The organism is Sediminitomix flava (assembly GCF_003149185.1).
Lineage (GTDB): Bacteria > Bacteroidota > Bacteroidia > Cytophagales > Flammeovirgaceae > Sediminitomix > Sediminitomix flava.
This window is the reverse complement of the sequence record NZ_QGDO01000001.1, coordinates 1,079,176-1,093,614: the sequence shown is the minus strand read 5'-3', so window position 1 is coordinate 1,093,614 and position 14,439 is coordinate 1,079,176. Positions and strand designations below refer to the sequence as shown.

Genomic DNA, 14,439 nt, shown 5'->3' with positions numbered 1-14,439 from the left:
AAGCATTTCTGAGCAATCTCAGAAATGCTTTTTTGTTTTACCACGGTCTTAGGCTCTGATATTCTTCCCACATTTCTTCATTATATGGAAATACAGCTTGACTTTCCATTGACTTTTCAATATCCATCCACTGTGATTTTGGGAAAGGAGGCTTTGCTTTTTTTTCAATATTAGAAACAAAGTAATGTTGCTCTATTTCAAATTTGGCAGGGACATTCTTTGAAAACATCTTAAGGTTGATCAGGTCTAGTTCGATGTAGGTTTCAAAGTCACTCAAATAGAAGTTTCCATTTATATTCCTGTAGTGAACTTCTTTTTGGAACACAGCTGATTTTACTTTTACGCCCATGACAAAAAGTACAGGTTTTGCGAGGGTAGGAACATAGAATTTTCCTTTTGCTTTTACAGCTACAATTACATCTTTGTCTATGTCTAGGTAAATTTCACCATGACCTTTTATATGGTCAATTTTTCGTTTACTCTTGAATGAAATGACCATTACTTTTTGCCCTTGATATTCTGTAAATCGACTGATTTCGTAATTAAAATCTTTGAAATGTTTTTCCTGTAAATATTCATCCATATTATAAATCGGATCTATAAAAGTGACGACATTCGGTCCTCCAAGACTCGATTCTAGTAACTCTTGATCAATGGATTGATGTTCTTCATTATCCCATTCTTCTCCCCCTTTCAAAGCTTTCTCTTTTTCCTTTTTTACTTCCTTGTCATACATTTTGTCGAGCTTTTTTCTCATAAATGTCAACTGACCTAAATCCCTTTTAGCTCTAGCATTTAAGATTCTCACTTTTGTAGCTGTTGTGTCTCCGTAAGGAGGATGCCACATTTCCATTAAACCTTCGGAAAACTTCAAATAGACCTTGTTTTCTTTTAGATATTCATTGAAGTAGCCTTTGCAAACAAAAGCCGAGTCAGGGTAGTTTTCAGAGACTTGATCAATAGCTCTTTTGATGTATTCTTCTGGGGCTAAAGGGGTAACAACTACTTCATCTAAGGTGATTTCAGATGCTTTCAAGTAAACTTCAATGGCTTCGGTACTTTCGCTTTCTAAACGTATTGACTGCTGATGTGTTTGATAGCCAATTGAAGAAAAAGATAATTTAATTTCATTCAAGTCTAGCCCTTGAATAGATAATGAGAAAGTACCATTTGGTCCACTGACAGTACCTCTACTGGTATTGTCAATGACAACATTTACATATGGGATAACTTCATTGCTCTCTGCATCATAAACAATCCCTTGTACTTCTTGAGCACTGACAGAAATTGTAAAAAACACAAACAGTAATGTGATACTATATCTTAGTTTTGTCATGTTTAATCCCTTTTTTAAAAGAGTATACGCTAAAACCTCTTCTTCTATAAGATGCGGTTCTAAAAAAATGCTACATTTAAGTAACTTTTTTAAAATCTATTACCCTTATTTCTACAAATCCAAAACAATATTCAGACTCAAGATTAGAATCTTTATAAAGAAGTATTTAAGTCTGAAAACCAATTAGACCCATGTTCTTATGAGATATCCAATTTTACTGTTACTATTGATTTTTTTGAGTTCCTGTAATTTATCTTTCAATCAAGATTCGAGTAATCATAAAAACTATTACATCCCTGATCAGCACCTCGGTGTTTTATTTTCAGATGTGCAAAGGAGTGGAATGTTTCCTGATGATAAAACTTTTGTAGATGCAGAACCACTTTATTCTCCTTCAGAAATTGTTGAAAAGTATCAAGTAGAAAAAAATAGCCATGATTTTGAATTAAAAGAGTTTGTTCAAGATAATTTTCAGTTGCCGACTTCTGAAAAAGATGAAAATTTTGAGTTCCCAACTTCAATGGAGGAGCACCTCGGAAATCATTGGAAACGATTGACAAAATCAGCAGCAGATGAAGGAATGTCTTCAACTTTAATTTCACTTCCGAAACCTTATGTTGTACCCGGAGGGCGGTTTAGGGAAATGTTTTATTGGGATAGTTACTTTACGATTGAAGGACTTCTTGTTTCTAATGAAGATTCTTTGGTACATGGGATGTTAGATAATTTTCAATATCTGATTGAAGAGTTTGGACATATCCCTAATGCTAATCGAACCTATTTCATTTCAAGATCACAACCCCCATTTTTTGCATTTATGCTACGCGCTTATGCCGATAAGCATGGTTGGGAAAGTGTGATCAAGTATTTACCAGCTCTAGAAAAAGAATATCAATATTGGATGGAGCATGAGCCTCATAACCTAACTGATAAAAGCTACCGTCATTTGGTTAAGGTAGATTCATTACATACACTGAATCGATATTACAGCGAATTGAAAATCCCTAGAGCTGAAGCTTATTCCAAAGAAACTAGATGGGCATTTCATTTAGATACTCACGAAAGATCAGCCTTTCATCAACATATCAGAGCTGCGTGTGAGTCTGGTTGGGACTTTAGTAGTCGATGGTTCAAGGATCAGGAAAATATCCATAGTATCTACACTATGGATATCGTACCCGTTTGCCTAAATAGTTTACTTTATCATTTAGAGCATACTTTATCTGAAATGCATTATTGGTATGGTCATCCCGAAGAAGCGAATCATTATATGTTTAGAGCTGATCTTCGCAAAGAGTTGATAAATACGTTTATGTGGGATAGCAAAAGTGGTCTGTATCGAGATTATGATTTTAAGCTACAGAGTTTTACTCCCGCTAAAACGTTGGCAACGGTTTATCCACTCTTTTGTAAAATGGCTTCTCCAGAACAGGCGGAAAGGGTTTGTGAAATTATTGAATCAGAGTTTTTGAAAGACGGAGGGGTGGTGACAACTCTAATTGAAAGTGGGGAACAGTGGGATGCACCCAACGGATGGGCTCCTTTGCAATGGATGACTGTAAAAGGTTTATTGAATTATGGCTATGATGAATTGGCTATGAAAATTGCGTCAAACTGGCTAAACCTCAATCGTAAAGTATATCAGAGTGAGCACAAAATGATGGAAAAATATAATGTAGTCAATACCAATTTGAAAGCAGGAGGCGGCGAATACCCTAATCAAGATGGCTTTGGATGGACGAATGGAATTGCTCTCATCTTATCTGAAATAATACAACAACAATCAAACTCAATAGTAGAGGCTGAAATGACAAAATAGTTTAATTGGCTAAAGTTTTTCCTTTTGACTATTCTTCTAAAAATATATCTTGTAGAAAACACACTTTTATAATTCAAGAAACCAAAGACTATGTATAATCAACCAATGCTAAAAGAAGGGAGCTTAAAAGGAAAAACATATCTTGTTACTGGAGGAGGAACAGGGCTAGGGCGTTCTATGACAAAGTATTTTCTAGAACTCGGAGCGAATGTCGTGATTTCAAGTCGTAAAATTGATGTACTGACGCAAACAGCCCAGGAACTTGAAGAGGAGACAGGAGGGAAGGTTTTACCAGTAGCATGCGACGTTCGTAAAATCTTAGATGTAGAGAAAGCGATTGAAAAAGCTTATTCTGAGTTTGGGCAATTGGATGGACTTGTAAATAATGCTGCAGGTAATTTTATCAGTCCCACAGAAAGACTTAGTGCAAAAGCATTTGATGTGATTGTCGGTATTGTTCTACAAGGTACGTACAATTGTACTTTGACTTTAGGGAAAAAGTGGATTGAAGAAAAAGTACGTGGTACGGTACTAAATATAGTAACAACCTATTCATGGACTGGTTCTGGTTATGTTGTTCCTTCTGCTTGTGCAAAAGCAGGAGTCCTTTCTTTAACAAAGTCTTTGGCGGCAGAGTGGGGGAAATATGGTATTCGAATGAATGCAATTGCTCCTGGCCCATTCCCAACAGCGGGGGCTTGGGATAGACTCTTCCCTGAAAATATGAGAGAAATGTTTGATCCTGCGAGTCGTATACCTTTGAAGAGAGTTGGAGAACATCAAGAACTAGCAAATTTGGCAGCATATCTTATGTCTGATTTTTCATCTTATATAAATGGTGAAGTAGTTACAATTGATGGAGGAGAATGGTTGCAAGGAGCTGGAGAGTTTAACTATTTAGAAAAGGTTACGCCTGAAATGTGGGATATTGTAGAGCAAAAAGTGAGAGAGGCAAATCGGAAAAAATAATTGAAAATAGAAAGCTATAAATACAGGGAAGACGGTGATTTGTAAGGAATGGAAAAGAAGAAAAAAGGAAAAAAAGATTGGAAAAGGGAACTAATTGAAGGTGGGATATGGATTATCCTTATAGGAGGATTGTATTTTTCTGGTTATCACACTGAAGTTATCGGGATTTTTCAGCGTTTAGTCCTTAAAACAGGAATCTTGAATGCCGAAGCAAGTAGTGAAAATGTAGCTGAAGCATCTTATGATTTGAATTTACTTGATTTAGAAGGTAATATATCTTCATTAGAAGAATTTAGAGGAAAAACCATTTTGATAAATGTATGGGCGACATGGTGTCCGCCTTGTGTTGCTGAAATGCCAGAGTTACAAGCTCTTTATGATGATATTCATTCTGAGGAAATCATCTTTGTAATGCTTTCTGTTGATCAAGACTTGGAGAAGTTAAAGAAGTTCATAAATCGTAAAGCATATGATTTCCCAATCTATCGTCTAGCTGGTCCGAGACCAAAGGTATTTGAAAGTAATGTGGTTCCTACAACATTTGTAGTCTCTCCTCAAGGGCAAATTGTCTTTAGAAAGGAAGGAATAGCCAATTACAACACCGCTTCTTTCAAAGAGTTTATAACCCAATTAAACTCCAAGTAGCTGATTATAAGATTAGATCGAAAATATTCAATACTTGAATCGGAAAAAAAGAATTAAGTTTGCTTTTTTACTTGGATTTACAATGGGGACTCCCTAACTTTGCGAGTCTATTTTGCGGCTATTGTGTCATGTTTGAAACAATTTCCGCGATCACTAAATAGGTGGTTGAAGTTAAGTTCAGTTTATAAAATATAAAGGATTAGTACCTTGGCTACATTCAAAAACGGCAGGAAAAACTTTGCATCCATTGAAAATGTACTGGAATACCCAGACTTTTTGGATGTACAGTTTAGGTCATTTAAGTCATTCTTTCAATTAGAAACTCCGCCTGAAGAGCGTGAAAAAGAAGGGCTCTATAAGGTTTTCGAAGAAAATTTCCCGATCACAGATTCGAGAGAAAACTTCGTTTTGGAGTTCATCGATTATACGGTTGATCCTCCAAAATACACAGAAGATGAGTGTATTGAAAGAGGTCTGACGTTCAATGTTCCTTTGAAGGCGAAATTGAAACTTTCGTGTAATGACGAGGACAACGAAGACTTCGAGACAATCGAACAAGATGTGTTCTTGGGGAATATCCCATATATGAGTGAAAGAGGTTCTTTCGTGATTAACGGTGCTGAGCGTGTAATCGTTTCTCAGCTACACAGATCACCGGGTGTATTCTTCGCTCAATCAAAACACACAAACGGAACAAAGCTTTATTCTGCAAGGGTAATTCCTTTTAAAGGTTCTTGGATCGAATTCGCTACAGACGTAAACAACGTAATGTATGCTTATATCGACCGTAAGAAAAAATTCCCTGTTACGACTCTTTTGAGAGCTATCGGTTATGGTAGTGACAAAAATATCCTTGACTTGTTCGGGTTGTCACAAGAAATCGAAGCTTCTCGTAGTGAGCTTAACAAAATTGTAGGACGTACCTTGGCTGCTCGTGTTTTGAAAACATGGACAGAAGATTTCGTAGATGAGGATACTGGAGAAGTAGTATCTATCGACAGAAACGAGGTAGTTCTTGAGCGTGACTCTGAGCTTACAGAGGCTGATATCGATATTATTTTGGACGCAGGTGTTAAGTCTATCATCCTTCACCGTGATGATATTAACATTGCAGATTACCAAATTATCTATAACACGCTTCAGAAAGATAATTCTAACTCTGAAAAAGAAGCTGTTGAGCAAATTTACCGTCAGTTGCGTAACACTGAGGCACCAGATGAGCAAACAGCGCGTGATATTATCAACAACCTATTCTTCTCAGATAAGCGTTACGATCTAGGGGAAGTAGGACGTTACCGTATCAACAAGAAATTGAAGTTGAATACGGCTATGGACACTAAAGTCCTTACAAAAGAAGATATTATCGAGATTGTGAAGTTCTTGATCACTTTGATCAATTCTAAAGCAGTAGTCGATGATATTGACCACTTGTCAAACAGACGTGTAAGAACAGTTGGTGAGCAATTGTACTCTCAGTTTGGTGTTGGTTTGGCTCGTATGGCTCGTACAATCAAAGAAAGAATGAACGTACGTGACAACGAAGACTTTAAACCAGTTGATTTGATCAATGCAAGAACACTTTCTTCAGTGATCAACTCATTCTTCGGTACAAACCAGCTTTCTCAGTTCATGGATCAAACAAACCCATTGGCTGAGATTACACACAAGCGTAGAGTTTCTGCCTTGGGTCCTGGTGGTCTTTCTCGTGAAAGAGCAGGTTTCGAGGTTCGTGACGTTCACTACACGCACTACGGTCGTCTTTGTACTATTGAGACTCCTGAAGGTCCAAACATTGGTTTGATTTCTTCTCTATGTGTTTACGCTAAAGTAAATGACATGGGCTTTATCGAAACTCCTTATTACGAAGTAAAAGAAGGAAAAGTAGATCAGTCAGATATCACTTATTTGAGTGCTGAGGAGGAAGATGGACACAATATTGCTCAAGCGAAAGCATCAATTGAGGAAGACGGTAAGTTCTCTAATGATATTGTAAAATCTCGTCTTGAAGGTGACTTCCCATTAATCCCTGCGGAAGAGCTTTCTTACATGGACGTTGCGCCTAACCAAATTGTATCGGTAGCGGCTTCTTTGATTCCTTTCTTGGAGCATGATGATGCCAACCGTGCTTTGATGGGATCCAACATGCAGCGTCAAGCAGTTCCATTATTGAAAGCAGAAGCACCAATCGTAGGTACTGGTGTGGAGTGGAGAACTGCAAGAGATTCAAGAACAGTATTGACAGCTCAACACGATGGTGTAGTTGACTCTGTAGATGCAAATAGCATCAACATTCGCTACGACTTGACTGAAGACCAACGTACTGTTACGTTTGACAACGAAGTTGTTAAGAACAAATTGATTAAATTCCGTAGAACTAACCAGGATACCACAATCAACTTGATTCCATTGGTGAAGAAAGGTGATGTAGTGAAGAAAGGTCAAGTTCTTTGTGAAGGATATTCTACAAATAATGGTGAGCTTGCATTGGGTAAAAACCTTATGGTAGCTTACATGCCTTGGCAAGGATATAACTTTGAGGATGCGATTGTAATTTCTGAAAACGTTGTTAAGAAAGACGTCTTCACTTCAATCCATATCGAAGAATTTGAGCTTGAGGTAAGAGATACAAAACGTGGTGAGGAAGAATTAACTTCTGAAATCCCTAACGTATCTGAGGATGCAGTGAAAAACCTTGACGAAAACGGTATCATCCGTGTTGGTTCAAGAGTTAAAGCTGGAGATATCCTTATCGGTAAGATTACTCCTAAAGGAGAGTCTGATCCAACTCCAGAAGAGAAACTTCTTAGAGCAATCTTTGGTGACAAAGCTGGTGATGTAAAAGATGCTTCAATGAAAGCTTCAGCATCATTAGAAGGTGTTGTTATCGATACGAAGTTGTTCTCTCGTCCTAAGAAAGATAAAGACCTTAGAGCTAAAGCGAAGAAAGAAGTAGTGGCATTAAAAGCTACTTATTCTCGCGACTTGAAAGGTATCGAGGCTAGATTGATTAATAAACTTGTAAGTATCCTAGATGGTGTTACTTGTCAAGGAATCAATCACAAGTTTGGTGATGAAATCATGAGCCCAGGAGTTAAATTCTCTCGTGATAACATCATTGCAAACCTTTTCCCTGAGAAAAACCCTTATAGAGACGATAGTTCTTACGCAGTACCAGAGGAAGCTAACCTTATTGGTGATATCCTTTTGGATAACTGGACTGAGGATGAGCGTCTGAATAAGATGGTCGGAGAAATGGTTCACAACTACACAAAAGCTCGTAACGAATTGACTGGTTCATTCAAGAGAGATAGATTTACTCTTGAAGTAGGAGATGAGTTACCAACAGGTATTGTGAAGTTGGCTAAGGTTTACATCGCTAAGAAACGTAAACTGAAAGTAGGTGATAAGATGGCAGGTCGTCACGGTAACAAAGGTGTTGTTGCTAAGATTGTACCTGTAGAAGATATGCCATTCCTAGAAGATGGTAATCCTGTAGATATTGTTCTTAACCCACTAGGGGTACCTTCTCGTATGAACATCGGTCAGATCTATGAAGCTGTTCTAGGTTGGGCTGGTAAGAGATTGGGAAGAAAATATGCAACTCCAATTTTTGATGGTGCTTCTGAAGAGGAAGTATTGGCAGAATTGAGAGAAGCAGGTGTTCCTGATTGGGGTAGAGCATACCTATATGATGGATTGACTGGTGAGCGTTTCGATCGTCAAGTAACAGTAGGTACTACTTACATGCTGAAACTTGGTCACTTGGTTGATGATAAGATGCACGCTCGTTCTATTGGTCCTTACTCATTGATTACGCAACAGCCTCTTGGTGGTAAAGCACAGTTTGGTGGTCAGCGTTTTGGTGAGATGGAGGTTTGGGCACTTGAGGCATTCGGTGCAGCAAACGTTCTTCGTGAGATCTTGACAGTTAAATCTGATGACGTTGTGGGTAGAGCAAAAGCTTACGAAGCAATCGTTAAAGGTGATAACATGCCAAAACCAAATATTCCAGAATCATTCAACGTATTGGTTCACGAATTGAGAGGTTTGGCTCTAGAAATCACTTTAGACTAGAACTGAACAAAGTAGCCATAAAAAAACCTGCAAAGCTTCGGCATTGCAGGTTTTTTCTTTTGTGGCAAATCAATTCTGTTTATTAATTCAATTTCCCCTCTTTTGGTTTAGAACTTTTCATGAACTCTAGATCTAGAGAGTTTTCAATATCTGAGAAGTTTACAGGTAGCTCCATCATCGAATCTATATCAATTTCTTCTAGTACAGCCTCTTTATACTTTGCAAAATATTTGATGATAACAGAGGCTCCATCACTTACATCATTTTGGTGTCTTTGGATATGAAAGTCTTTAAAAAATTCTTTCATTCGGTATATACCATCATTTCCTTTTTGGTAGGTAGCGGTGTGAGAAATAGAACGACTTTTATCGTAAATAGAGGAAAATTTTTCACCCTCCTTCAACCATAGATTATCATCATAGCGAACTACTGCGTAATCATCCATATCGATGTAAAGCTTTCCTCTGTGTATAAAATTATACCTAGGGCTATTCTCTACGAAGCTGATAATATATAGATCGCTGTCAAAATTTGACTTATCCCATTCAAAGCTATAACGTTTTAACTTAGTTTTTCGTGGTGAGCGAATAAGGTCATATTCTATTCCTCCCATTACCAGTAAAGGGAATCCTCCATAGGCAAAAGGAATAATATCTCTGTCGTCAAATGCTGATTGTGCTAAAACTTTTTTATTCTTTTCTTTAATCGTAGGTCTAGAAAATTTATTAGGTTTAATAAACATATCCCCCACAAATTCAACATCAACTACTGAGGTATCATTTTTATAAGCCATATTTCTAGCATAATATTCAAGCTTGTATGAAGGAGAACTGTAGTTTTTCTTATGATTCTTAATCACTTTCTTGATGATATCTTTTGGGGTGATTTCATCTGACATGACAGTGATTTGTCCAAGTTCAATAACAGACGCTTTTAGGTAGAGTTCATGTTGAGTATCTGAACTACTGACTATTTTTGAAACAGGAAGCCTTAATTCTTCAAAGCCTGATGAGGATATAAGTAAGGTATCTGTAGCTTGAACTGCGAGACGAAACTGACCATCTATGTCACAAACGGCACCGTTATTCCCTCTCATTGTTCTGACAACTGCAAAAGGAATTACTTCTTTTGAAGCTAGCTCTTTTATTATTCCTTTTAGTAAAAGTTCTTTTGGAGTGTTCTTTTTATTTCTAAAATGAAGTGTTCTTTGGAGTAAGGCTAAATTGTTTTCTTTAAAAGACGTGGAATCGCTATTTGGAATATCTTCAATCTCTAAGGGGATCACTTTAACATCATTCGTTTCAGATGTATTTGTTTGATTCAAATAATGAGTAGAAGTAAAATGATCTAGATAGATAAATCCATCAAACACCTTTGCCCAGACTCCTTTTACTGGTGGATCACCCATAGCAAGTGAAACAAAAGACTTATTTTTATAAGCATTACCAGTTAAAGAGATAAAGGAAGTTGTACTTCTAGAAGCTGAAAGTTCTGCCTCTAGACTTGTGTGGATAGGTTTACGTATAAATCGAGTGGAATCTTCTTTTATGACTTCTTTGTAACCATTGCCTGAAATAAAAGCATACGTTTTCACATACTCTTCACCCAAAGCATCTTTTACCACTTTTCCCATAGGTATAAACTCCTCAAGTTGATTGTGTTCTAGTACACTCACTTGATTGGCAAAATGTCCTTGCGCTCCCCAACAGATAAACTTTTCATTTGGGTACATTTCTAGTAAGGCAAGTAAATTGTTTCCCATTTGTGCATCTCTTGGGTTGCTGTCGGTTGCTCTCCAAGTCTGCTCTGTTTTTGATGCAGGATGGTTAGTCGCAAAATCGTAAGCCATAGCAAGTATACTTTTTATAGATTGCTTGTAGTATGCTAGTTTTCGATCATCTGAGGTGATTTTTTGGGGTAATACTTTTTCGATGTGCTTTAGGTCTTTCTCAAAATCTTTTAAGCTAACTTCTTCAGGAAAGCTGTAGTGATTGGCTACTGTATTTAGCGTAGACTTTAGTTGTTCCCAATCAATATCTACATCATTTTCTGATTCTTTTTTTAATAATTCAACTAGAACTTGATAAGTACTATCGGAAGAAAACTGAGAATCAAAGCCTAATACTTTTAGCTCATTTTGTCTATCATTCATCCAATCTAAACAGGCTTGAAATTCTTTGTAGCCTGTCCAAATTCCAAAAATATGATCTTTTAAAAAGCTGCGATAATCATTTTTATAAGAGTATAAACCTAGCTGGTAGGCTTCAAATCCGTAGTATTCACTTTCAAAAGCAATAACGTTGAATCCTTTCTTTTCATGGAGGAGTTGAGCTAGTCGTAATTTGTATTCAAAGACATTTCCTTCATTGTGTGTAGGTTCTCCTAAGAATACGACTCTTGCTTTATCTACATCTTTAAGAAATTCTTTTTCCCAATTTGATAAATTATCAATGTTGTCTTTTTGCGCATAAAGTGGGAGGGAAATAATACTACTTAGAAGCAGTAGATTAATGAGTTTATAAAATTTTGAGTTAAGCATAAAAAATAATTTGTTTTACATTATACAATGTATAAAGAAGTTGCAAAACAAAAAAGCATCGAGTGTTCACTCGATGCCATCTAAAATTAAGGTCTTTCAAATTCAATCACATTCATATCATACATCCGTCCTTCTTTGATTTTCATCGTAATCATTGTTCTTACTTTTTGAAAACCATGTTGTCCAACTGCTCCAGGGTTGACGTGTAGCATCTCACGGTGTTTATCAGGAATCACTTTTAAGATGTGAGAATGTCCACAGATGAATAATTTAGGTCTGATTTTATTGAGCATAGGTATCATTTTCTTACTGTACTTTGGAGGGTAGCCCCCAATATGTGTCATCCAAACTTTTACACCTTCTATCTCAAAAATTTGATGTTCTGGAAACTCTCTACGAATATCACCCCCGTCAATATTGCCGTATACGGCTCTCAAAGGAGCGATTGTCCTTAACTGATCGGTTACTTTTATGTCTCCAATATCGCCTGCGTGCCAGATTTGATCGCAATCCCTCAAATGATCCAAAATACGGTCATCCATATAGCTATGGGTATCAGATAATATGCCTATTTTCATCAAAAAATTGCTTAATCTATTTATTTCTATTAATATTCATTTACAAACGTGATTTTACAAATCTACGTATAAAACAATACTCATAAATTATCAATTCGGGTTTTAACCGGATTATTCAACCAAAAAACATTAAAACCATAAACAACATGGCTGGCAAGAGAACTTTTTCGATGATCAAACCAGATGCTTTCGGAGCTGGTAATACTGGAAATATTCTAAAAATGATCGAGGAAGCAGGTTTTGGTATTGTAGCGGCAAAAGTGCTACATATGTCTGAAGACATGGCTAAAACTTTTTATAGTGTGCACGAAGGAAGAGCTTTTTATGAACCACTTTGTCATTTTATGAGTTCAGGGCCAATTATGGCACTAATTCTAGAAAAGGAAAATGCAGTAACGGATTTTCGTGAATTGATTGGGAAAACTAATCCAGAGGAAGCTGCAGAGGGTACTGTTCGTAGTTTATACGCAACTAGTACAAGAGAAAATGCAGTTCACGGTTCTGATTCTGACGAAAATGCAGAATTGGAAGCTAGTTTCTTCTTCAATAAGTTTGAGCGTGTAGAGTTAACTCGTGTTGAAGTAGCAAACTAAAAGTTTCTTCTTACTGATAAGAAAGTCATCCTAAAACAGATATGGGGTGACTTTTTTATTTTCTAAACTCAAATCTAATTGATATTACTTCCCTTCTGTGATAAAAATCAACACTGAAAACTACAATTCTCTTTTTCTTTTTCCATGATCATAAATATCTTAGTGGTATACTTAAATGAAATCATTGAATTTTAAAGCCAAAATATCGCCTAAGGTTGTCATTTTTTCTCGTTGGACGAGGAAGAGGTATACGCTGTTTTCTATTTTGGGAAAACAGGTGAAAATTGGTCGTTTAAGTATAGATATCTGTAGACAATCTTTAAAAACAGGAAAAAGAAGAATCATACAGATATTGATAGCAGAAAGAGAAGGTAAGCTACAGGAGCTTGAAGAAGATTCGGGTAGCCTAGTCGATCATCTGTTATTGACTTTACAAGGATTATTAACTAGCCCAAGCACACTTTCAGTAGAATGTGAGTCTGTATTGGGTATGTATTTTTATAAGAAATGGAGTGAGCCTACTTCGGTATAAAAACCGTAGTAGGCTTTTTTTATCTACAATTATGGTAAAACAACAAGATAGTACTCAATATAAATGGGAAAATGAGGAGGAGCTTTTAAGCTACGATAAAGAACATGTATGGCATCCATACACCTCAATGATAAATCCATTACCTGTTTATGCCGTAGAATCTGCCGAAGGCTGTAAGATAAAGTTAAAAGATGGTCGAGAACTGATAGATGGAATGTCATCTTGGTGGTGTGCAGTTCATGGTTATAATCATCCGAAGTTGAATGAAGCGATAATCAATCAAACACAAAAAATGGCTCATGTCATGTTTGGAGGAATCACTCATGAACCTGCTGTAGAGCTTACATCGCTTCTAGTTGATTTGACTCCTGAACCTCTTCAAAAGGTGTTTTTAGCAGATTCGGGCTCTATCTCTGTTGAAGTTGCGCTAAAGATGGCTATGCAATATTGGTACAGTAAAGGGCAAAAAAGTAAAAATAAAATGCTTACCGTGCGTTCAGGTTATCATGGAGATTCATTTCATGCGATGTCTGTTTGCGACCCTGACAATGGAATGCATAAGATTTTCACAGGAGTTTTACCGATTCACTTTTTTGCTGACCAACCTAAATGCCGATTTGGTGAAGAATGGAACCCAAAAGATATAGACTCACTAAAAATACAATTGGAGCAACATCATGAAGAAATAGCCGCTGTGATCATTGAACCAGTCCTTCAAGGAGCTGGAGGGATGTGGGCTTATCATCCACAGTACTTAAAAGAACTAAGAACACTTTGTGATGAATATAATGTCTTATTGATTTTTGATGAGATTGCTACCGGCTTCGGACGGACAGGGAAATTGTTTGCAATGGAACATGCTAAAGTCGTTCCTGATATTCTTTGCCTAGGAAAAGCACTTACAGGGGGCTATATGACTTTGGCAGCAACCATGACTACTCAGGAGGTTGCAGAAATCATATCAAAAGGAGAACCCGGAGTATTTATGCATGGCCCAACATTTATGGGAAACCCGTTAGCTTGTGCAGTAGCAGTAGCAAGTATGAAATTACTTCAAGAAAGTGATTGGCAAAAAAATGTAAGACGTATTGAGAAATTCCTAAACCAAGCTATTCACCAATTAGCAGAATTGGAACAGGTTGCTGATACACGAGTAATTGGAGCTGTAGGAATTGTGGAAATGAAAGAAGCGGTAAACATGGCTGAAATTCAAGCTCAATTTGTTGACGCAGGAGTTTGGATTAGACCTTTTGGAAAGCTCATTTATATTATGCCTCCTTATATTATCTCAGATGATGAATTGGCACTTTTAACCACAGCAATGGCTAGTGTTATTGAAAAAATGGATTAAGCT

Annotated in this window: 10 protein-coding genes; 7 read left to right on the top strand and 3 right to left on the bottom strand. The window is 36.9% G+C overall.

Annotated elements, in window-relative coordinates; translation table 11 throughout:
* Window positions 1-37: 37 nt before the first annotated feature.
* The gene (locus BC781_RS04225; RefSeq protein WP_109615977.1) at window positions 38-1,336 is read right to left on the bottom strand and encodes a carboxypeptidase-like regulatory domain-containing protein; all 1,299 of its coding nucleotides are present in this window, start codon (window positions 1,334-1,336) and stop codon (window positions 38-40) included.
* Between the two features lie 199 nt (window positions 1,337-1,535).
* Here BC781_RS04225 and treF point away from each other — a divergent pair, with 199 nt between their 5' ends.
* The 4 genes from treF (at window position 1,536) to rpoB (ending at window position 8,843) form a co-directional block, all read left to right on the top strand.
* Window positions 1,536-3,155 (top strand): alpha,alpha-trehalase TreF, encoded by a 1,620-nt coding sequence (gene treF, locus BC781_RS04220; protein ID WP_109615976.1) that lies wholly within the window; start codon window positions 1,536-1,538, stop codon window positions 3,153-3,155.
* 90 nt (window positions 3,156-3,245) lie between these two features.
* Window positions 3,246-4,124, top strand: coding sequence for an SDR family oxidoreductase (locus BC781_RS04215; RefSeq protein WP_109615975.1), 879 nt, complete (start codon window positions 3,246-3,248; stop codon window positions 4,122-4,124).
* Between the two features lie 48 nt (window positions 4,125-4,172).
* Window positions 4,173-4,769 (top strand): TlpA family protein disulfide reductase, encoded by a 597-nt coding sequence (locus tag BC781_RS04210; RefSeq protein ID WP_109615974.1) that lies wholly within the window; start codon window positions 4,173-4,175, stop codon window positions 4,767-4,769.
* A 207-nt stretch (window positions 4,770-4,976) separates the two neighbouring features.
* The gene (gene rpoB / locus BC781_RS04205; RefSeq protein ID WP_109615973.1) at window positions 4,977-8,843 is read left to right on the top strand and encodes a DNA-directed RNA polymerase subunit beta; all 3,867 of its coding nucleotides are present in this window, start codon (window positions 4,977-4,979) and stop codon (window positions 8,841-8,843) included.
* Window positions 8,844-8,925: 82 nt separating this feature from the next.
* On the opposite strand, the gene BC781_RS04200 is transcribed toward rpoB, so the two are convergent.
* Together BC781_RS04200 and BC781_RS04195 are read right to left on the bottom strand one after the other, a co-directional pair.
* A complete protein-coding gene (locus BC781_RS04200) occupies window positions 8,926-11,382 on the bottom strand; it encodes an erythromycin esterase family protein (protein WP_109615972.1) in 2,457 nt (818 codons plus the stop codon).
* Between the two features lie 86 nt (window positions 11,383-11,468).
* Window positions 11,469-11,960, bottom strand: a complete 492-nt coding sequence (locus BC781_RS04195) for a metallophosphoesterase family protein (protein ID WP_109615971.1) — start codon at window positions 11,958-11,960, stop codon at window positions 11,469-11,471.
* 146 nt (window positions 11,961-12,106) lie between these two features.
* Between BC781_RS04195 and ndk the strand changes: the two genes are divergently transcribed.
* The 3 genes from ndk (at window position 12,107) to bioA (ending at window position 14,436) form a co-directional block, all read left to right on the top strand.
* Window positions 12,107-12,553: a nucleoside-diphosphate kinase gene (gene ndk, locus BC781_RS04190; RefSeq protein WP_109615970.1), complete on the top strand. Its 447-nt coding sequence runs from the start codon at window positions 12,107-12,109 to the stop codon at window positions 12,551-12,553.
* A gap of 175 nt (window positions 12,554-12,728) precedes the next feature.
* The gene (locus tag BC781_RS04185) at window positions 12,729-13,085 is read left to right on the top strand and encodes a hypothetical protein (protein ID WP_109615969.1); all 357 of its coding nucleotides are present in this window, start codon (window positions 12,729-12,731) and stop codon (window positions 13,083-13,085) included.
* Window positions 13,086-13,116: 31 nt separating this feature from the next.
* Window positions 13,117-14,436 (top strand): adenosylmethionine--8-amino-7-oxononanoate transaminase, encoded by a 1,320-nt coding sequence (gene bioA / locus BC781_RS04180; RefSeq protein WP_109615968.1) that lies wholly within the window; start codon window positions 13,117-13,119, stop codon window positions 14,434-14,436.
* Window positions 14,437-14,439 lie beyond the last annotated feature (3 nt).